Origin of the sequence: Bradyrhizobium sp. USDA 336 (assembly GCF_044908355.1) — a bacterium.
GTDB classification, from domain to species: Bacteria; Pseudomonadota; Alphaproteobacteria; order Rhizobiales; family Xanthobacteraceae; genus Bradyrhizobium; species Bradyrhizobium yuanmingense.
Map to the genome: position 1 here is coordinate 5531195 of NZ_JBIYDC010000002.1, position 20623 is coordinate 5551817.

Genomic DNA, 20623 nt, shown 5'->3' on the forward strand with positions numbered 1-20623 from the left:
CATGCTAGCGTCGTGCGCGCGCTTGTTGCGCGCGGTCTCGTCAACGCGACTCAAGAACCATGCGTGTTGCTGTCATTGCGGTGGGCCGGCTGAAGCAGGGCCCCGAACGGGAGCTTGCAGACCGCTATTTCGAGCGGTTCGAGGAGGCCGGCCGCAAGCTTGGATTCCGCGAACTCGGCATCCACGAAATTCCCGAAAGCCGCGCACGCGATGCGGCGACTCGGATGGCCGAAGAGGCCGCGGCGATCTCGGCGCATATACCTGACAAGGCGGTCCTGGTGGCGCTGGACGAGCGTGGCCAGAATCTCGATTCCACCGTATTCGCACGGTATCTGGCGCGCTGGCGCGACGAAGGTGCCGGACATACTATCTTCGTGATCGGAGGGGCGGACGGACTTTCGCCCGAATTGCGCCGTAAGGCCAAGCTCGCGATCGCGTTCGGCTCTGCGACCTGGCCGCACCAAATGATCCGCGTCATGCTTCTGGAACAGCTGTATCGGGCCGCCACCATCCTGGCCGGCCATCCCTATCACCGCGCGTGATGCGCGCCACAACGAGCACCTTTGCCGACACGATGCGAGCGCCGCTCCTCAACCTGCTGCTGATCACCGGTCTTGCCGGCGCAAGCCTCTTCGCCGAAGAAAGCCTCGCGCAAGCTCAGACGCAAGGTCAGACAGTTGCGCCGCCGCAGACTGCTGCGGTCTCGCCCGACGCGATCAAGCAGCGCGAGCAGGAGCTGGAGGCCGCGCGCGCGAGGCAACGAAGCGCGGAAGAAGCGCAGGCCAAGCTGAAGGCCGAGATCACTGCGCTCGGCCAGGACCGCACCCAGCTCAATCAGCAGCTGATCGACACCGCCGCCAATGTGCGCGCCGTGGAAACCAAGATCGACGAGGCCGAGGCGCGGCTGCGAACGCTGAACGGCCGCGAGCAGCAGATGCGCGCTTCGCTGGATTCGCGCCGTGCCGACATCGTCGAGGTGCTGGCGGCCTTGCAGCGCGCCGGCCGGCGCACGCCGCCGGCGCTGCTGGTGCGGCCCGAAGATGCGCTGCAATCCTTGCGCACCGCGATGCTGCTCGGCGCCGTCGTGCCGGAATTGCGCGGCCGCGCCGAGAAGATCGCAAGCGAGCTCGGCGAGCTCGTGGCCTTGCGCAAGACCATAGCAACCGAGCGCGATCAGCTCGCCTCCGACCGCGACAAGGTCAGGAGCGACCAGACCCGGCTCACCGCCCTGATCGAGGAACGGCAGCGCCAGCAGTCCGCACGGGAAAAAGACCTCGATGCCGAAAGCGCGCGCGCGATCGCGCTGTCAAGGCAGGTCGGCGATCTCCAGGGGCTGATCGCCAAGATGGAGCAGGACCTGCAAACCGCCGCCAAGGCAGCCGAGAAGGCCGCCGAGGCCGCAAGGCAGGCCGAGGCCAAGGAGGCCAAATTGGCGGCGGCAAACGCGGCCGCCAGCGCCAAACAGGGCCCGGGCGCGTTCAAGGACAAGTCCCGCACCACCCCGGCGATCGCCTTCGCTTCGGCCAAGGGTCTCCTGCCGTTTCCGGTTAACGGTAACAAGATCAGGGACTTTGGCGGTTCCGACGGGGTCGGCGGCGTCCAGAAGGGCATTTCGCTGGCGACCAAGCCCGGCGCCCAGGTCACGACGCCGTGTGATGGCTGGGTTGTGTATGCCGGCCCATTCCGCAGCTATGGACAACTCTTGATCCTAAACGCCGGGGGCGGGTATCATGTCCTGATCGCCGGAATGGAGCGCATTTCGGTCAACATCGGGCAGTTTGTGCTCACGGGGGAGCCGGTCGCGACCATGGGGTCGACCTCTCAGGTCGCCTCCATTCTCGCCACGAACGCGAGTCAACCTGTGCTGTATGTCGAGTTCCGTAAAGACGGCACTCCAATCGATCCAGGCCCATGGTGGGCCGCAAATGAAGGCGAGAAGGTTCGCGGATGATGCGCAAGACTTCAGTAATCCTCCTCAGCGCCGCAACCGGTGCGGCGCTGACGCTGTTCGTGACCCAGCCGCGCGCGGTGTTCATGGGCTCCAGCGCGCGAGCCGCCACCGCGGACACCTATCGCCAGCTCAACCTGTTCGGCGACGTGTTCGAGCGCGTGCGCTCCGACTATGTCGAGAAGCCCGATGACACCAAGCTGATCGAGTCCGCCATTAGCGGCATGCTTACCGGCCTCGATCCGCACTCGAGCTACATGGACGCGAAGAGCTTCCGCGACATGCAGGTGCAGACCCGCGGCGAATTCGGCGGGCTCGGCATCGAGGTCACGATGGAAGACGGCCTGATCAAGGTGGTCTCGCCGATCGACGACACGCCCGCCTCGCGCGCCGGCATCATGGCCAACGACATCATCACCAATCTCGACGACGAGGCGGTGCAGGGCCTGACGCTGAACCAGGCGGTCGAGAAGATGCGCGGTCCTGTCAACACCAAGATCAAGCTCAAGATCATCCGCAAGGGCCAGGACAACCCGCTCGACGTCACGCTGGTGCGCGACAATATCCGCGTCCGCTCGGTGCGCGCGCGCGTCGAGCAGGACGACATCGGCTATATCCGCATCACCACCTTCAACGAGCAGACCACCGAAGGCCTGAAGCGCGAGATCGGCAACCTCACGAACCAGATCGGCGGCGACAAGCTCAAGGGCTTCATCATCGACCTCCGCAACAATCCGGGCGGCCTGCTCGAGGAAGCGGTCACCGTCTCCGACTCGTTCCTCGAGAAGGGCGAGATCGTCTCGACCCGCGGCCGCAATGCCGAGGAGACCCAGCGCCGCGCCGCGCATGCGGGCGACCTGACCAAGGGCAGGCCGGTCATCGTGCTGGTCAATGGCGGCTCGGCCTCGGCGTCGGAAATCGTCGCCGGCGCGCTGCAGGACCACAAGCGCGCAACCATCGTCGGCACGCGCTCGTTCGGCAAGGGCTCGGTGCAGACCATCATTCCGCTCGGCAGCGGCAACGGCGCGCTGCGGCTGACCACCGCGCGCTATTACACGCCGTCGGGCAAGTCGATCCAGGCCAAGGGCATCGTGCCCGATATCGAAGTGCTCCAGGACGTGCCGGACGAGCTGAAGTCGCGCACCGACACCAAGGGCGAGGCTTCGCTGCGCGGCCACCTGAAGAACGACGGCGACGAGAAGACGGGCTCGCAGTCCTACGTCCCGCCGGACGCCAAGGACGACAAGGCGCTCAAGCTCGCCGGCGACCTGCTCCACGGCATCAAGAACAGCGCCTCCGCCGCGCCGACCCCGGGCGGCGACAACAAGGCGGCGACCGACAAGGCCAAAGCGGCGAACTAGGTCGGCGTATCACGCGATCCAGCGAAAGGGCGGCTTCCTGAAGCCGCCCTTTTTGCTTGGGAACTGCTGCTGCCTCCGGCCTATCCCGGCCTGCCGCCGCTTGACCTCGGCGTGGTATCGTCGGCTGGAGTGATTCGGGATCGCGCATGACTGAAACGGCGGATGATCTGAGCGCCCCGCTCGGACAGGATAAGCCGCGCCGCAAACGCCGGCTGCGGCTGCCGTTCACGTCTATGCAGCTGCTGGCTGTTCTGCTCGGCCTGTTCCTGGTTACCTTTGCCGGCTTCGCCATCTTCAACAAGGACCCGCTCGGCGGTGAGCCGATGGCCAGGCTCGCGATCCGCGCTCCCACTGCCACGGACGAGAAACCGGCCGCATCCGGCCACGGCGCAGAGAGCAAGCCGGAGGGTAAGCACGAGACCAAGGAAGCGCCGAAGCAGGCCGCGCCCGGCGAGCAGAAGACCATCACCATGATCGACGGCTCCACCGGCGCCCGCCGCGACGTGGTGATCGGCGGGGGCGATGCTGCGGACAAGGGCGAGGCTGCATCCGCCCCGCCGCCCGTCATGACCGGGATCAATCCGAAGCTGCTGGAGAAATCGCGCTACGGCATGATCCCGGTGGTCGCCGATGGGCTGAGGCCGTTCAACGTCTATGCGGCGGACGCCGACCGCGCCAAGGCCGCCAAGATGCCGGTGGTCGCGATCGTGATCGGCGGCCTCGGCGTCGGCGCCGCCAAGACCCTGGACGCCATCATGAAGCTGCCGCCGGCGGTGACGCTGGCCTTCACGCCCTACGGCTCCGACCCCGGCAAGCTCGCCGAGCGGGCGCGGGCGCAGCGCCACGAGATCTTCCTCCAGATCCCGATGGAGCCCTACGACTTCCCCGACAACGATCCGGGGCCGCAGACGCTGCTGACCTCGCTCAGCCCCGACCAGAACATGGACCGCCTGTACTGGCACCTCAGCCGGATGCAGGGCTATGCCGGTCTCACCAATTTCATGGGCGCCCGCTTCATCGCCACGGAGCCGGCGATGCAGCCGATCATCCGCGAGGCGGCCAAGCGCGGCCTCGGCTTCTTCGACGACGGCTCCTCGCCCCGCAGCATCGCGCCCCAGGCCGCGGCCAATCAGGCCGTGCCGTTCGGCAAGGGCGATATCGCCATCGACGCGGTGCCGACGGCGACCGAGATCGACCGCGCCCTCAACAAGCTGGAATCGGCGGCGCGCGAGCGCGGCATCGCCGTCGGCACGGCCTCCGCCTTGCCCGTCTCGATCGAGCGCATCAGCGCCTGGACCAAGACATTGGGCGACCGAGGTATCCTTTTGGTGCCATTGACAACCGCGATGCTGAAATCAAAATCCAGCTAAATCAACGAATTGGTTCGGCGCGGGTCTCGCGGGGCCGGCATGCCTTCCCAAGAAGCAGGCAAGAGGTCTGGCGGAATGGCGCGTTACGAGGATCTGCCCTACCGGACCTGTGTCGGTGTGATGCTGATCAATCCAAAGGGACTGGTGTTCATCGGCCGCCGCGCCGGCGGCATCGAGCATGTCGACGACACCCATGTCTGGCAGATGCCGCAGGGCGGGGTCGATCCCGGCGAGGACACCTGGGAAGCGGCCAAGCGCGAGCTCTACGAGGAGACCAGCGTGCGCTCGGTCGAGCGGCTCGGCGAGGTCCCGGACTGGCTCACTTACGACATTCCGCGCACCGTTGCCGGGCGCGCCTGGAAGGGCCGCTACCGCGGCCAGCGCCAGAAATGGTACGCGGTGCGCTTCACCGGCAAGGACAGCGAGATCAACGTCGAGCATCCCGGCGGCGGCGGCCACAAGGCGGAATTCGTGAGCTGGCGCTGGGAGTCGATGAAGAATCTCCCTGAGCTGATCATCCCGTTCAAGCGCCCGGTCTATGAGCGCGTGGTGCAGGAATTTTCTGCGCTGGCGGAGGGGTGATCAGATCACCTGTCGCGGCTCTCTCGCCCGTCATCCCCGCGAAGGCGGGGATCCATACTCCCCAGGCAGAAGTTGTGCGAAGGATAGCAGCGACGTCCTTTAAACCGACTACCGCCTGTGGTTATGGATTCTCAGGTGCGCAATTGCGCACCAGAGCTCGCGCTTCGCGCGCCCCGGAATGACGAGAGAAGGTTACGCGTGACGACTCACAAGCCCTACCGCCCCAACGTCGGCATCGCGCTGTTCAACGCCGACGGCCGCGTGCTGATCGGCCATCGCTTCAAGGGCGATGGGCCGGAGATCATCCTGCCGGGGCTCGACTGGCAGATGCCGCAGGGCGGTGTCGACGAGGGCGAGAATTTGCGCGACGCGGCGATGCGCGAGCTATGGGAGGAGACCAACGTCGTCAGTGCCGACTATCTCGGCGAGACCGACTGGTTCACCTATGAATTCCCGCCTTACGACGGACCGCAGACGCACCGCCTCGCAAAATTTCGCGGCCAGCGCCAGAAATGGTTCGCGCTGCGGTTCACCGGCACAGACGACGAGATCGATCCGCTGACGCCGCGCAACGGCCAGCCCGCCGAGTTCGACGCCTGGCGCTGGGAGCGCCTCGATCGTGTCGCCGAGCTCGTAGTGCCGTTCCGCCGCGAGGTCTACCGGGCCGTGGCGCAGGAGTTTGCGGGGTTCGCAAGCTGACTTTCGAAAACAACCCCATGCACAGTAGAAATGGCGTTGAAATTGTTAGAGAATTTTTTGCCGGCGCGGGCGCGTGAGGTGGCACCTCTGTCATCATGCGCCAGGCCTCATCTCACGTGAGCGCTAATTGATCGGGCCCACCGTGAATGGGCCGATGGCGATGACGTGGCAGTCGCTGTCGCGCTTGGCGCAGTCGGCGAGCGCGGAGGTGACGGCGGTCTGCTCATCAGCGGCCTTGAGACCGAGGCCGGCCCGGCCGGATGTGCCGACGGCGACAGCGGTCCAGCCCATGGTGTCACCGAGCTTGCGGACGACCTCGCCGCGCGCCTCGGCCACGATCGAGGCGTTGGAGGCGGCATTGAAGAAGCCGGTGATCCTGAACGAGGTTGGGATCGGCACGACGAAATTGTCGTCGACCGCGACGACCATGCAGGCAACACCGGCGATCGCGCCGCACGATTCCAGAGAACGCCGCACGGCTTCATCCACCGATGATGCGCCGAGCACCATGAAATAATGCCCGGTCGGGCCGAGCGCGATCGAACGGGATTTTGCCGCGGGCGCGAACATGTTCTCGATCCGCACTTTTGCGGCACTGCGCACGATCGGAAAATCCTTCGACGCGAATGGCTTCTCGGTTATGGCATCGTGGCGGACCCAAGGCTGCGGCGGCATCGGCGGCTTGCCGTGGGTGTAGACGACGTTGCTGCCGACGGCATAAAGCTCGCAGCGTCGCGGCGATTGCGCGGCATCGGCGCGCTTCTGGCACTGTTCGAGCGCCGTGTTTCGCGCGGCTTCCTCGGTTGGTTGATTCAACGCCGAGCCGATGAAGCCGCCGACATTGAGCGCGAAGGCCTTGTAGCCGGCGGCAGCGGAGTAGTCGCCGGCGACGTAGTTGCGGGCGCGCTCGTTGATGAAGGGCACGCTGTCGGCCGCAAGCTTGCCTGTCATCGGTGAGGGTGACGGCGCGGGCATCGGCGCCATCGCGGCGCCGGCGTTCGGCGGCGTCATCGGCGCCTTTACCATCTGGGTCGGCATTGGACTTGGCGTTGCCGCCATCGCGGTCGGCGTTGCGCTCGGCACGGCGACGGGTGCCGCGGCACTCGCGGCGTGCTTCAGCTTGGTGTTGTAGAGAGAGCCGGTAACGACGATGGCGACGATCGAGACGATTGCGACCGCCAGCGGCCATATCCACACCGGCGCCGCCGCCATCTTGGAGGCCGGCTTCTTCAGCTGCGGCTTGGCATAGGCGCCGTCCTCGCGCCGCATCGCCACCATATAGGCGTGCACCGGTGTCGGAATGTTCTTGACCTCCTGCGCGCCGATATCGGCGAACTGCACCGACAGCTTGTTGGCGACCTGCTCATGCACCCCGCGCGAGACGCAGATGCCGCCGACCTCGGCAAGACCCTCGAGGCGCGCGGCGATGTTGACGCCGTCGCCCAAGAGATCGCCGTCGCGCTCGACCACGTCGCCGATGGTGATGCCGATGCGAAACGACATCTGCCGGCTCGGCGGATAGGCCATGTTGCGGGTCCGCAAGCTCTCCTGGATGTCGATCGCGCAGCGCACCGCATCCACCGCGCTCGGAAACTCCGCGAGCACGGCATCGCCCGCCGTGTTGAAGATGCGCCCGCCGGCCTTGGCGATGAAATCGTCGACGACCTCGCGATAGGAGGCCAGACGCCGCAGCGTCTCCTCTTCGTCTTCCGCGACCAGCCTCGAATACCCGGCAATATCGGCTGCGAAAATCGCTGCGATCTTGCGTTTCATCTGCCGGCCCCCGGAACAAATCCGCGCGCGCAGAATGCCGCCATCTCCGGCGCGGTGCAACAAAGTTCAGCGCCCGCCACGGTCGGTGACGAGCGCTGGACCTGTCCCAGAATTCCCTTGCAGGAATGTCTTGTTCGCCCCGGAGCGGTGCCCCGGGGCTTAGTGCATAGCCGTGGCGTTGAGCTGATGCTGGATGCTCTTGAAGTGGTCGAGCCGCTCGATGGCCTGATCGAGCTCGGTGCCTTCGTGCTCCTTCAAGTTCTCTTCCATCTCCGCGATCGTCTCGGCGAACTGGACACGGTCGAGCTCGTCCAGCGAGGTCGCGACGTCGGCGAGCACGGTGAGGCCCTTTTCGGAGACTTCGGCAAGGCCGCCGAGCACGATGATCTTCTCGTGCTTGCCGCCGGTGGTGACGGTGAGGATGCCGGGCCGGATTGCAGCCACGACCGGCGCATGCCCCGCCAGCACGCCGAAATCACCCTCGGCGCCGGGGATGTCGACCTGATCGACCTCACCCGAGAAGGCGAGCTTTTCAGGAGAGACGAGATCGAAATGGAAGGTGGCCATGGGAAACCTGCGAATAGCGAGTGGCGAATGGCGAGTAGCGAATGGAAGCAGCGACTATTCGCTACTCCCCATTCGCCATTCGCTTCTTAAGCCGCTTCAGCGGCGAGCTTCTTGCCCTTCTCCACCGCCTCTTCGATGGTGCCGACCATGTAGAAGGCAGCTTCCGGCAGGTGGTCGTACTTGCCTTCCACCAGGCCCTTGAAGCCCTTGATGGTGTCGGCGAGGTCCACGAACTTGCCCGGCGAACCCGTGAAGATTTCGGCGACGTGGAACGGCTGCGACAGGAAGCGCTCGATCTTGCGGGCGCGGGCCACCGTCAGCTTGTCCTCTTCCGAAAGCTCGTCCATGCCGAGAATGGCGATGATGTCCTGGAGCGACTTGTAGCGCTGCAGCACCTGCTGGACCTGACGGGCGACGGTGTAGTGCTCCTCGCCGACGACCAGCGGCGAGAGCATGCGCGAGGTCGAGTCGAGCGGGTCCACCGCCGGATAGATGCCCTTTTCCGAGATCGCGCGCGACAGCACCGTGGTGGCGTCCAAGTGCGCGAACGAGGTCGCGGGCGCCGGGTCGGTCAAGTCGTCGGCCGGCACGTAGATGGCCTGCACCGAGGTAATCGAGCCCTTTTGCGTGGTGGTGATGCGCTCCTGCAGCGCGCCCATGTCGGTGGCGAGCGTCGGCTGATAACCCACCGCCGAAGGAATACGGCCGAGCAACGCCGACACTTCCGAGCCGGCTTGCGTGAAGCGGAAGATGTTGTCGACGAAGAACAGCACGTCCTGGCCCTGGTCGCGGAAGTGCTCGGCGACGGTCAGACCGGTCAGACCGACGCGGGCGCGGGCGCCCGGCGGCTCGTTCATCTGACCGAACACCAGCGCGCACTTCGACTTCACGCTCGGATCCGGATTGTGCGGGTCGGCGTTGACCTTGGACTCGATGAACTCGTGGTAGAGGTCGTTGCCCTCGCGGGTACGCTCGCCGACGCCGGCGAACACGGAGTAACCGCCGTGCGCCTTCGCGACGTTGTTGATCAGCTCCTGAATCAGCACGGTCTTGCCCACGCCGGCGCCGCCGAACAATCCGATCTTGCCGCCCTTCGCATAGGGAGCGAGAAGGTCGACGACCTTGATGCCGGTGACGAGAATTTCAGCTTCGGTCGACTGGTCGGTATAAGTCGGCGCTTCCTGGTGGATGGCGCGGGTGCCTTCCGACTTGATCGGGCCGGCCTCGTCGATCGGCTCGCCAATGACGTTCATGATGCGGCCCAGCGTACCGTCCCCCACGGGAACCGAGATCGGCTGACCGGTGTCGGTCACTTCCTGACCGCGCACCAGACCTTCGGTGGCGTCCATCGCGATGGTGCGGACGGTCGACTCGCCGAGATGCTGCGCGACTTCCAGCACCAGGCGGTTGTTGCCGTTCTTGGTTTCGAGCGAGTTGAGAATGGCCGGCAGGTGGCCTTCGAACTGCACGTCGACGACGGCGCCCATGACCTGGGTAACGCGACCGATCTGTGTGGCTGCTGTAGCCATTTACTGTCTCCTTCGATCCGAATTTCGTGTCCGGTCAGACTGCTTCTGCGCCGGAGATGATTTCGATGAGTTCCTTGGTGATCTGAGCCTGACGCGTGCGGTTGTAGACCAGCGTCTGCTTGCGGATCATTTCCCCGGCGTTGCGGGTGGCGTTGTCCATCGCCGACATCTGCGCACCGTAGAACGAGGCGTTGTTCTCGAGCAGGGCGCGGAATATCTGCACCGCGAGGTTGCGCGGCAACAGGCGCGTGAGGATCTCGTCCTCCTCCGGCTCATATTCGTAAGAGGTCGCGCTGCCATTCGCAGCGCCTTCCTCGACAACCAGCGGAATGATCTGTTGAGCGGTGGGGACCTGTGCGATCACCGACTTGAATTGCGAATAGAATAGCGTGCAGACGTCGAATTCGCCGTTGTCGAAACGCGCCAGAACCTTCTTGGCGATCTCCTCGGCGTTGACGAAGCCGAGCTGGCGGACGCTGCGCAGGTCCATGTGCTCGACGATCTGCTTGTCGAACTGGCGGCGGAGCTGCTCATAACCCTTGCGGCCGACGCAGAAGAATTTCACCTCCTTGCCCTGCGCAGCGAGCGCCAGAGCGCGCTCACGGGCGAGACGCACGATCGAGGAGTTGAAGGCGCCGGACAGGCCGCGCTCGCCGGTGCAGACCAGCAGGAGGTGAACCTGGTCCCGGCCGGTGCCGGCCAGCAGCACCGGTGCGCCGGGCGAGCCGACCGCGGCGCTGGCGATGTTGGAGATCACCGCGCTCATCTTGTCGGCATAGGGACGCGCCGCTTCCGCGGCGGTCTGCGCGCGGCGCAGCTTGGAGGCCGCGACCATCTGCATGGCCTTGGTGATCTTTTGCGTCGCCTTGGTGGAGGCGATGCGGACGCGCATATCTTTAAGTGACGCCATTCTTCGTCCCCAGCGATCAGCCTGCGGCTCGACCGCGACCCTATCCTTTCGTCATGCCCGGGCGTGTCCCGGGCATCCACGTTCTCCGTCTTCCACGCACAAGACGTGGATGGCCGGGACAAGCCCGGCCATGGCGGCCTTCTTACGAGAAAGACTTCGCGAAGCCCTCGACCACCGACTTCAGCTTGGCAGCGGTATCGTCGGAGAGATCGCGGCTGTCGCGAATCGCGTTGAGGATGTCGGCGTGCTTGCCGCGCAGCAGCGAGAGCAGGCCGTCCTCGAACGCGCGCACCTTGTTGAGCGGGAGCGGATCGAGATAGCCGTTGGTGCCGGCCCAGATCACGCAGACCTGCTCTTCCATCTTCAGCGGCGAGAACTGCGGCTGCTTGAGCAGCTCGGTGAGGCGCGAGCCGCGGTTGAGCAGGCGCTGGGTCGAGGCGTCGAGGTCGGAGCCGAACTGCGCGAACGCCGCCATTTCGCGGTACTGCGCGAGCTCGCCCTTGATCTTGCCGGCGACCTTCTTGGTGGCCTTGGTTTGCGCCGACGAACCGACGCGCGACACCGACAGACCGACGTTCACGGCAGGACGGATGCCCTGGAAGAACAGGTCGGTTTCCAGGAAGATCTGGCCGTCGGTGATCGAGATGACGTTCGTCGGGATGTAAGCCGACACGTCGTTGGCCTGGGTTTCGATGACAGGCAGCGCCGTCAGCGAGCCCGAGCCCATGTCCTTGTTCAGCTTCGCCGCGCGCTCGAGCAGGCGGGAGTGCAGATAGAACACGTCGCCGGGATAGGCTTCGCGGCCCGGCGGGCGGCGCAGCAGCAGCGACATCTGACGGTAGGCGACAGCCTGCTTGGACAGATCGTCATAGATGATGACCGCGTGCATGCCGTTGTCGCGGAAGTACTCGCCCATGGTGCAGCCGGTAAAGGGCGCGATGTACTGCATCGGCGCCGGATCCGACGCGGTGGCGGCGACGACGATCGAGTATTCGAGCGCGCCCTGCTCTTCCAGCACCTTCACGAACTGCGCGACGGTCGAACGCTTCTGGCCGACCGCGACGTAGACGCAGTACAGCTTGATGTTCTCGTCCGGCTGCGCGTTGAGCGGCTTCTGGTTCAGGATGGTGTCGAGCGCGATCGCGGTCTTGCCGGTCTGGCGATCGCCGATGATCAGCTCGCGCTGGCCGCGGCCGATCGGGATCAGGGCGTCGATCGCCTTGAGGCCGGTCGCCATCGGCTCGTTCACCGACTTTCGCGGAATGATGCCGGGCGCCTTGACGTCGACGCGCATGCGCTTGTCGGCCTGGATCGGTCCCTTGCCGTCGATGGGATTGCCGAGCGCGTCGACGACGCGGCCGAGCAGGCCCTTGCCGACCGGCGCGTCCACGATGGCGCGGGTGCGCTTGACGGTCTGGCCTTCCTTGATCTCGCGGTCGGCACCGAAAATAACGACACCGACGTTGTCGGTTTCGAGGTTCAGCGCCATGCCGCGGGTGCCGTTCTCGAACTCGACCATTTCACCGGCCTGGACGTTGTCCAGACCGTAGACGCGGGCGATACCGTCGCCGACGGACAGCACCTGTCCGACTTCGGAGACTTCAGCTTCCTGGCCGAAATTCTTGATCTGGTCCTTGAGGATCGCGGAAATTTCCGCGGCGCGGATGTCCATCAGCCTGCCTCTTTCATCGCGTGCTTGATCGAATTGAGTTTGGTGCGAAGCGAACCATCCACCATGCGGCTGCCCAGCTTGACGACGAGGCCACCGATGATCGAGGGATCGACTTTCACGTTCAGCGCGACGTCCTTGCCGGTCACCGACTTCAGGGCAACCTTGAGGGCATCGAGATTCTTGTCAGAGAGCGCCTCCGCCACCGTGACGTCGGCCGTCGTCTCGCCCTTGAACCGGGCCACGAGGGCGCGGTAGGCGCGGCTGACGTCGGCCACCGCGAACAGGCGGCGGTTGGCGGTCAGCACTTTCAGAAAGTTGGCGGTGATGCCGGCGATGCCCGCCTTGTCCAGCACGGCCGAAAGGGCCTTGGACTGGGCGTCGGCGGCGAACACCGGGCTGCGGACGAGGCGCTTGAGATCAGCGCTTTCGTTCAGCAAGGCATCGAATTTATCAAGATCGGCTTTGACCTCGTCGACCACGTTCTGGTCGCGGGCCAGCTCGAACAAGGCCGTTGCATAACGGCCGGACACACCTGAAACGGACGTATCTTCTGCAGCCACAGACGCGCTCTTTTTGCTGTCAAACTCGCAAGGGAAAAACCGTCGCCACGAAGCGGCGCCTAGCGATCCAAGCCCTTGGAATTCAAGCGGGACTTCGATTTCCGACCAGCACGGGAGGTGCCGGGCTCGTTAAAATCGCGGCTTTGCTAACATAGCAGGTGCGCAGGTGCAACATGACGCCAAACTAAAGGCATGAGGTTCTGTCGCCAGTTCGTCGCAGCTTCGCAACACATTGCGCGCGAGAAGGGCCGACCGAGGCGGCGACCTGCCACGTCACGGAATTCAGCGCCGGCCCTGCCGCGAACACCTCCATTGGTTCCTGCCCCCAGCGCATAGCGGCCATGAACACGGATCGCTGAGGCGTGAATCCGTTCCCGCCGGTTCCACCCACCGAATACTTATCGAATTCTAAACGCTAGGGCCGATGACTTCGCTTTACAGTATTCGCAAGTAATATAGAGGTTAATAAATCGTTAAAGGCGAAGATTACGGGATATCGGATGAATATCTCGCGACGGTAACAAGATATTTCATAACGACACATACCGGATTTACTGCCCAATTCACGCCTCATTGGGAATCGAAACGCCAAATCGCTCACAAACTGATGGGGGCTCCACTTGCCACAAATGTGGCAATACTAGCTTAGGGACCATTAAATGCTGTCTTTGAAGACGCTGGGCTTTGTGACCCGGCCGCGAACGGCGATTGCTTTCGTCGCCGCAACTCTCCTTGTCGGTGGAACTGCCACCGAAGCTTCCGCCAAATCCAAGCATCGCCATCACCACCGCCACCACACCCAGACCGAGGCCAACGCGACCGCCGATTGGCGCAATGCCAATGCGTCGATGACGCCGACCTCCGGCACGGGCCGCAGCTTCTCCGGCATCGCGTCCTTTTACGGCAATGAGTCCGGTAGCAAGACCGCCTCGGGCCAGCGCTTCAACCAGAACGCCATGACCGCGGCGCACCGTTCGCTGCCCTTCGGCACCAAGCTGCGCGTCACCCATGGCAGCCAGAGCGTCATCGTCACCATCAATGACCGCGGCCCGTTCATTCGCGGGCGTGTGCTCGACCTCTCCACGGGTGCCGCCCGCGCCATTGGCCTCACCAGTCGCGGCGTCGGCCGCGTCACCGCGGAAGTCGTCTCCTAAAGGCGCGATCCGCGCCTGATCGAGCGCGCAGTTTTCATCAGTTTGCTGCGCACGTGAAACAAGCCCGCGGTCTTGGGGGACCGCGGGCTTTTTTTGTTTTGTCATTCCGGGGCGCGCGGAGCGCGAACCCGGAATCCATCGCGCGGCAGAGTCGGTGGAGGAATGGATTCCGGGCTCGCGACTTCGTCGCGCCCCGGATGACGGCGGAGGATTTGGCTACGGCGATGGCTACAAAAAGCTCTGCGGATCGACGTCGACTTCGAGCTTCAGATTGCCTGTCGGCTTCGGGCAGACCGCGAGCCAGTTGCGCAAGTAGTCCGACAGGTCGAAGCCGCGCGCCGATTTCACCAGGATGCGGAAGCGGTAACGGCCCTTGATGACGGCGAGCGGCGCTTCGGCGGGGCCGAGCACGACGACGCGCTCGTCGCGCGGCGCGAGCGCGACGAGCTTACGGCCGAAGCCTTCGGCGCCCGGGCGGTCGCCGGCGGAGATGATCAGGCTGGCGAGCCGGCCGAACGGCGGGTAGAGCGTCTTTTCGCGCAGCTCGATCTCGCTGTCGTAGAAGGCCTCGCGGTCGCAGGCGATCAAGGCCCGCATCACGGGGTGATCGGGCTGATGGGTCTGGAGATAGCCGACGCCGCGGCCCTGCTCGCGACCGGCGCGGCCGATCACCTGGTTGAGCAATTGCCAGGTGCGCTCGGCCGCGCGCGGATCGCCATTGCTGAGGCCAAGATCGGCATCGACCACGCCGACCAAGTTGAGCCGCGGGAAGTTGTGGCCCTTGGCCACGAGCTGCGTGCCGATGATGATGTCGACGCGGCCCTCCGCGATCTCGGCGAGCTCGCTTCGCATGGTCTCGATCGAGGTGATGAGATCGCTCGACAGCACCATGGTGCGCGCTTGCGGGAACAGCGCCGCCGCCTCCTCCTGCAGGCGCTCCACGCCGGGTCCGACCGCGACCAGCGATTCCTCGGCCGAACAGTTCGGGCAGATGTGCGGGCGCGGCATCGAGAAGCCGCAATGATGGCAGACGAGGCGCTGGCGAAAGCGATGATCGACCAGCCAGGCATCGCAGATGGTGCAGGCGAAGCGATGGCCGCAGGCACGGCACAAGGTCAGCGGCGCATAGCCGCGACGATTGAGGAACAACAGCGCCTGCTCGCGCCGCTCGATCGCGGTTCGGATCGCGCCGGCAAGCCGCGGCGAGATGAAGCGGCCGCGCGCGGGCGGCTCGCGGCGCAGGTCGATGGCCTCGATATGCGGCATGTGCTGGCCGCCGAAGCGCGAGGGCAGCGCGATGCGCTGGTAGCGGTTCTTGCGCGCATTGACCTCGGATTCCACCGACGGCGTCGCGGAGGCCAGCACGACCGGGATTTTTGCGATATGCCCGCGCACCACCGCCATGTCGCGGGCGTGGTAATGCACGCCGTCGTCCTGCTTGTAGGCCTGGTCGTGCTCCTCATCGACGACGATGAGGCCAAGATTGGCGTAAGGGAGAAACAGCGCCGAACGCGCGCCGACGACGACCGGCGCCGAACCTTCGGAGATCGCGGCCCAATTGCGCGCGCGGGTGCGCGGGGTGAGCTCGGAATGCCATTCGATCGGCCGCACGCCAAAACGCTGCGCGAAGCGATCGAGGAACTGGCCGGTAAGCGCGATCTCCGGCATCAGGATCAGCGCCTGCTTGCCGCGGCGGATCACCTCGGCGACGGCTTCGAAATAGACCTCGGTCTTGCCCGAGCCGGTGACGCCGTCGAGCAGCGCAACATGGAAGGTGCCGTTGGCCGCGAGCGCGCGCATCGCATCCACACCGGCACGCTGCAGCGGGGAAAAATCCGGCCGGCCGAATTCCGGATCAGGCGCCGGCGGCGGAGGCGGCGGCGGCATCGGCTCCACCGTGAGCGTGCCTTCGTCGACGAGACCGTCGATGACGCCCGAGGAGACGCCGGCCTCCTTGGCCGCCTCGGACTTGCCGTGCAGCAGCCGGTCCGACAGCAGCGCGATGACGCGCTGGCGCGCCGGCGTCAGACGCTTCGGCGGATCGCCGGTCAGGCGCACGCCGGCGCGCACCCGCTCCGGGCCGAGATTTTCGCCCATGCGCAGGCACATGCGCAGCACCATGCCGCGCGGGCTCAGCGTGTAATTGGCGACCCAGTCCACCACCTGGCGCAGCTCCGGCTTGAGCGGCGGAATGTCGAGCTTCTCGCTGACCTCCTTGAGGCGGTTATGCAGGCGCGGATCGGGATTGGCGTTCTCGCCCCAGACCACGGCCAGCACCTCGCGCGGACCGAGCGGCACACCGACGAGGTCGCCCGCCTTCAGCTCCATGCCGCGCGGCACCTTGTAGGAATAGGTATGGTCGAGCGCGACCGGCACCAGCACGTCGACCATGCGGGTGGCGGGGGCGGTGTCGTTGCGCGGCGATTGGTCCATGAGCGGGGAATCGGAACCTTGAGGCCTTCAGGCTAGCGCCGCGCGGCGGCCTTAGCGAACGATAAACGAGTGTGATGCGATATACTGTGCGGAATCACCACGTCCAGAGCGCATGAGCAAAGCGGCCGCCCCACACATCGAGCTCGCCAGCGCCGATCCCTCGATCGCGCAGGAGACGGCGCGCTGGCTGGCGCATCTCGGCGCCGAGCGGCGGCTGTCGCCGAAGACGCTGGAGGCCTATGGCCGCGATCTGCGTCAGTGCCTGGATTTCCTCTGTGCCCATTGGGGCGAGCGCGTCACGCTCGAGCGCTTCGCGGCGCTGGAAGCCACCGACGTGCGCGCCTTCATGGCGATGCGCCGGGCTGACGACATCGCCGGCCGCAGCCTGATGCGCGCGCTGGCGGGCCTGCGCTCGTTCGGACGTTTTCTTGAGCGCGAGGGCAAGGGCAAGGTCGGCGCATTGTCGGCGATCCGCGCGCCGAAGGTCGCCAAGAGCCTGCCGAAGCCGCTGCCGATGGCCTCGGCCAAACGTCTGGCCGATGCCGACGAGCGCGCCGGCGAGGAGCGCGAGACCTGGATCCTTGCACGCGACGCCGCGGTGATGGCGCTGCTCTATGGCTCGGGCCTGCGCATCTCCGAGGCGCTGGGTCTCAAGCACCGCGAGGTGCCGAAGCCCGGCGAAGGCGACGTGCTGGTCGTGACCGGCAAAGGCAACAAGACCCGCATGGTGCCGGTGCTGCAGAACGTGCTCGCATTGATTCAAGAGTACGTCGCGATGTGTCCGTATCCGCTGCCAGCCGAAGGACCGATCTTCGTGGGCGCACGCGGCGGCCCCTTGAGCCCGCGCATTATCCAGCTCGCGATGGAGCGGCTGCGCTGCGCGCTCGGGCTGCCCGACAGCGCCACGCCGCACGCGCTGCGGCATTCCTTTGCCACGCATCTGCTCTCGCGCGGCGGCGACTTGCGCGCCATCCAGGAATTGCTCGGCCATTCCTCGCTCTCGACGACGCAGGTCTATACCGGCATCGATTCCGAGCGGCTGCTCGAGGTGTATGCCAGCGCCCATCCGCGGCGCTGACGCTGACGAGCTCTCGTGCCCCGGACGCAGCGCAGCACTTCTTCAGTGATGCGCTGCTGAGCCGGGGCCCATCCTCCGGCGCGATCGTCTGCAGCTTCTGGGTCCCGGCTCAGCGTCGCAGCGTTACACGCCGCGCCGCGTCCGGGACAAGAGAGCCGGCAGACTGACACACTCTCGTCATAGCTCGCGTGCCTCTTGCGCCGCGCACGCGGTTGGTTCAATCGTACCGAACCAGGACAGGAGAGACTTATGGGCGCACATGAAAGCATGGAGCATGCCGAGCACGCCGAACACGCGTCCGGCTCGAACAAGAAGATCGCCCTTCTGATCGCCGTGCTGGCGCTGTTCCTGGCGATCTCGGAGACGCTCGGCAAGGGTGCCCAGACCGAATCGATCAGCAAGAACGTCGAAGCCGCCAATCTCTGGGCGTTCTTCCAAGCCAAGAGCATCCGCCGCACCGTGGTGGTGACCGCGGCGGAGCAGGGCAAGCTGACACTGGCCGCCGCGGCCGAGGCGCAGAAGCCCGCCGTGCAGAAGCAGATCGACGACTGGACCAAGACGGCGCAGCGCTACCGCTCCGAGCCCGAGACCGGCGAAGGCACCGAGCAGCTTGCGGACAAGGCCAAGCACGCCGAGCACGCCCGCGACGAGGCGACCGCGAAGTACCACCATTTCGAGCTGGCCTCGGCCGCCTTCCAGATCGGCATCGTGCTGGCGTCCGCCACCATCATCACCGGCATGCTGGCGCTCGCCTATGTCAGCGGCGTGCTGACGATCGCCGGCCTGATCATGACCGCGCTCGGCCTGTGGTGGCCGCATCTGCTGCATTTGCATTGAGGCGTTGAGGCGACGATTGTAACCACACAGACAGTGTCATGCCCCGCGAAGGCGGGGCATCCAGTACACCGCGGCCTCTCGGTTCAATCACGACTGCTGGTGGAATACTGGATTGCCCGCCTTCGCGGGCAATGACACTGAATGTGTGTCACCGCGCCTGGTGCACGCTCTTCCTGAAGCGCTGGATCATTCGCAGCGTGCGATAGGACCAGCCCTCGCCGTTGCCGGCGATCAGCTCGCGGATGCGGCGCTTGATCGGGTCGACCAGCTCCGCAGCCTTGGCGCGGATCTTCAGCACCAAGGCGTAGATCCGCTCGAACCAGGGCATCTCCAGAAGCTTGGCGCGCGTGACGTCGAACACGAAGGCGGTGACGCCGACGCCGACGAGCTTTCCGAACACGATCGTGACGAACGCGCCGGTCCAGTATTCATGCGCGAGCAGCCACAGCCCGACCAGCTTGAGCGGAAACAGCGGGACGACGGGCACCGCGAACACGAGCAGCGTCATGGCCGGCGAGAGCGCATCGACGCGCTCCGTCAGCCAATGCTTGAAGCGCGCCAGCGGGATGGCTGCGACGATCCTGGCGACGATCGGCTCGAGATGATCCCACAGCCAGGCTTCGATCAGGAAAACGATCGCAAGCAGGACCCAGACCGGTTGAAGAAGGCGGCGCAGCATGTGTTTCCCGCCCGGTTCGGCGCTGGGCGCGTCGTTACATATGGATGGCTCGCTTGCCGACCGCAAGCGCGGCTTCCTTGACGGCCTCCGAGCGCGTCGGATGGGCGTGGCAGGTGCGCGCGAGATCTTCCGCACTGCCGCCGAATTCCATCAGAACACACGCTTCATGGATCATTTCGCCGGCTTCACGGCCGATGATGTGCACGCCGAGCACGCGATCGGTCTTCGCGTCTGCGAGAATCTTCACAAAGCCGTCAGTGGTTTGGTTGACCTTGGAGCGACCGTTGGCGGTGAACGGAAACTTTCCGACCGTGTAAGCCGTGCCCGCCTGCTTGAGTTCCTCCTCGGTCTTGCCGACGGAGGACACTTCCGGCGTGGTATACACGACGCCCGGGATCACGTCGTAATTCACGTGGCCGGCCTGGCCTGCGATGATCTCGGCGACCGCGACGCCCTCGTCCTCGGCCTTGTGCGCGAGCATGGGGCCTGCGACGACGTCGCCGATGGCATAGACGCCCTTCAGGCTGGTGGCGAAATGCGGATCGATCTGGACCCGGCCGCGCGCATCGAGCGCGACACCGGCTTCCTTGAGGCCGAGACCGTCGGTGTAGGGCACGCGGCCGATGCAGACGAGGACGACGTCGGCTTCAAGCGTCTCGGCGGCACCGCCGGAAGCCGGTTCGATTTTCGCGAGCAATGCCTTGCTGTTCACTTCGACGCCGGTCACCTTCGAGCCCAGCTTGAATGCAAATCCTTGCTTCTCGAGGATGCGCTGGAATTGCTTGGCGATCTCGCCGTCCATGCCGGGCAGGATGCGGTCGAGGAATTCGACCACGACGACTTCGGCACCCAGGCGGTGCCAGACCGAGCCGAGCTCGAGGCCGATCACGCCGGCGCCGACGATGAGGAGCTTGCCGGGGACCTTCTCCAGCGACAGCGCGCCGGTCGAGGAGACGATGCGCTTCTCGTCGATCTCGATGCCCTTGAGGCGCGCGATGTCGGAGCCGGTGGCGATCACGATGTTCTTGGTCTCGACTACCTGCGACTTGCCGTCGGCGGAGACCTCGACCTTGCCGGTGCCGAGAATCTTGCCGGTACCCTTGAGCACGTCGATCTTGTTCTTCTTCATCAAGAACTCGACGCCCTTGACGTTGCCGTCGATGCCCTGCTGCTTGAAGTTCATCATCGCGGGCAGATCGAGCTTCGGCGCGGAAACGCTGACGCCCATCTTGGCGAAGGAATGGCCGGCTTCCTCGAACATTTCGGAGGCGTGCAGTAGCGCCTTCGACGGCATGCAGCCGACATTGAGGCAGGTGCCGCCGAGAGTCGCGTTCTTTTCGACCACGGCGACCTTCATGCCGAGCTGGCTCGCGCGTACCGCGCAGACATAACCGCCCGGTCCGGTGCCGATGACGACGAGATCGTAGGTAGCCATGAGAGAAAGTCCCGTAAAGTTAGGCGTGGTGAGGAT

18 protein-coding genes are annotated in these 20623 nt (G+C 65.3%); 9 read left to right on the forward strand and 9 right to left on the reverse strand.

Annotated elements, in window-relative coordinates; genetic code table 11:
• The first annotated feature begins 59 nt into the window (after positions 1-59).
• From rlmH to ABIA45_RS26965, 6 genes are all read left to right on the forward strand, one after another.
• The gene (gene rlmH / locus ABIA45_RS26940; RefSeq protein ID WP_404654427.1) at positions 60-542 is read left to right on the forward strand and encodes a 23S rRNA (pseudouridine(1915)-N(3))-methyltransferase RlmH; all 483 of its coding nucleotides are present in this window, start codon (positions 60-62) and stop codon (positions 540-542) included.
• A 32-nt stretch (positions 543-574) separates the two neighbouring features.
• Entirely contained in the window at positions 575-1951 is a 1377-nt protein-coding gene (locus ABIA45_RS26945) for a murein hydrolase activator EnvC family protein (protein ID WP_404655760.1), read from the forward strand.
• Entirely contained in the window at positions 1948-3309 is a 1362-nt protein-coding gene (locus ABIA45_RS26950) for a S41 family peptidase (RefSeq protein WP_157286473.1), read from the forward strand. The genes ABIA45_RS26945 and ABIA45_RS26950 overlap by 4 nt, the downstream gene beginning before the upstream one ends.
• A gap of 146 nt (positions 3310-3455) precedes the next feature.
• Entirely contained in the window at positions 3456-4679 is a 1224-nt protein-coding gene (locus tag ABIA45_RS26955) for a divergent polysaccharide deacetylase family protein (protein WP_404654428.1), read from the forward strand.
• Between the two features lie 75 nt (positions 4680-4754).
• Positions 4755-5261: an RNA pyrophosphohydrolase gene (locus tag ABIA45_RS26960; RefSeq protein WP_036024645.1), complete on the forward strand. Its 507-nt coding sequence runs from the start codon at positions 4755-4757 to the stop codon at positions 5259-5261.
• Between the two features lie 198 nt (positions 5262-5459).
• Complete coding sequence (locus ABIA45_RS26965) at positions 5460-5960, forward strand: RNA pyrophosphohydrolase (protein ID WP_404654429.1); 501 nt, start codon at positions 5460-5462, stop codon at positions 5958-5960.
• A 123-nt stretch (positions 5961-6083) separates the two neighbouring features.
• Here ABIA45_RS26965 and ABIA45_RS26970 read toward each other — a convergent pair whose 3' ends face one another.
• The 6 genes from ABIA45_RS26970 to ABIA45_RS26995 all read right to left on the reverse strand — a co-directional run bounded on the left by ABIA45_RS26970 (position 6084) and on the right by ABIA45_RS26995 (position 12971).
• Entirely contained in the window at positions 6084-7733 is a 1650-nt protein-coding gene (locus tag ABIA45_RS26970; RefSeq protein ID WP_404654430.1) for an adenylate/guanylate cyclase domain-containing protein, read from the reverse strand.
• A 159-nt stretch (positions 7734-7892) separates the two neighbouring features.
• A complete protein-coding gene (locus tag ABIA45_RS26975; RefSeq protein ID WP_157286478.1) occupies positions 7893-8300 on the reverse strand; it encodes a F0F1 ATP synthase subunit epsilon in 408 nt (135 codons plus the stop codon).
• Positions 8301-8386: 86 nt separating this feature from the next.
• Positions 8387-9829, reverse strand: coding sequence for a F0F1 ATP synthase subunit beta (atpD, locus tag ABIA45_RS26980; RefSeq protein ID WP_036008750.1), 1443 nt, complete (start codon positions 9827-9829; stop codon positions 8387-8389).
• Positions 9830-9863: 34 nt separating this feature from the next.
• Positions 9864-10739, reverse strand: a complete 876-nt coding sequence (locus tag ABIA45_RS26985; protein WP_225158377.1) for a F0F1 ATP synthase subunit gamma — start codon at positions 10737-10739, stop codon at positions 9864-9866.
• Positions 10740-10881: 142 nt separating this feature from the next.
• The gene (gene atpA, locus ABIA45_RS26990) at positions 10882-12411 is read right to left on the reverse strand and encodes a F0F1 ATP synthase subunit alpha (protein ID WP_057026554.1); all 1530 of its coding nucleotides are present in this window, start codon (positions 12409-12411) and stop codon (positions 10882-10884) included.
• Positions 12411-12971, reverse strand: a complete 561-nt coding sequence (locus ABIA45_RS26995) for a F0F1 ATP synthase subunit delta (RefSeq protein ID WP_109141817.1) — start codon at positions 12969-12971, stop codon at positions 12411-12413. The genes atpA and ABIA45_RS26995 overlap by 1 nt, the downstream gene beginning before the upstream one ends.
• A gap of 659 nt (positions 12972-13630) precedes the next feature.
• Between ABIA45_RS26995 and ABIA45_RS27000 the strand changes: the two genes are divergently transcribed.
• Positions 13631-14125, forward strand: coding sequence for a septal ring lytic transglycosylase RlpA family protein (locus ABIA45_RS27000; RefSeq protein ID WP_275512088.1), 495 nt, complete (start codon positions 13631-13633; stop codon positions 14123-14125).
• Positions 14126-14353: 228 nt separating this feature from the next.
• On the opposite strand, the gene ABIA45_RS27005 is transcribed toward ABIA45_RS27000, so the two are convergent.
• Positions 14354-16558 carry a primosomal protein N' gene (locus ABIA45_RS27005; RefSeq protein WP_404654431.1) on the reverse strand — a complete coding sequence of 735 codons (2205 nt, stop codon included), beginning with the start codon at positions 16556-16558 and terminating at the stop codon, positions 14354-14356.
• 112 nt (positions 16559-16670) lie between these two features.
• On the opposite strand from ABIA45_RS27005, the gene ABIA45_RS27010 reads away from it, so the two are divergent.
• Together ABIA45_RS27010 and ABIA45_RS27015 are read left to right on the forward strand one after the other, a co-directional pair.
• Positions 16671-17636 (forward strand): tyrosine recombinase XerC, encoded by a 966-nt coding sequence (locus ABIA45_RS27010; RefSeq protein ID WP_404654432.1) that lies wholly within the window; start codon positions 16671-16673, stop codon positions 17634-17636.
• Positions 17637-17885: 249 nt separating this feature from the next.
• Entirely contained in the window at positions 17886-18473 is a 588-nt protein-coding gene (locus tag ABIA45_RS27015; RefSeq protein WP_275503052.1) for a DUF4337 domain-containing protein, read from the forward strand.
• A gap of 148 nt (positions 18474-18621) precedes the next feature.
• Here ABIA45_RS27015 and ABIA45_RS27020 read toward each other — a convergent pair whose 3' ends face one another.
• Both ABIA45_RS27020 and lpdA read right to left on the reverse strand, forming a co-directional pair.
• The gene (locus tag ABIA45_RS27020) at positions 18622-19152 is read right to left on the reverse strand and encodes a hypothetical protein (RefSeq protein ID WP_157286483.1); all 531 of its coding nucleotides are present in this window, start codon (positions 19150-19152) and stop codon (positions 18622-18624) included.
• A gap of 34 nt (positions 19153-19186) precedes the next feature.
• Complete coding sequence (gene lpdA / locus ABIA45_RS27025; protein WP_157286484.1) at positions 19187-20587, reverse strand: dihydrolipoyl dehydrogenase; 1401 nt, start codon at positions 20585-20587, stop codon at positions 19187-19189.
• Positions 20588-20623 lie beyond the last annotated feature (36 nt).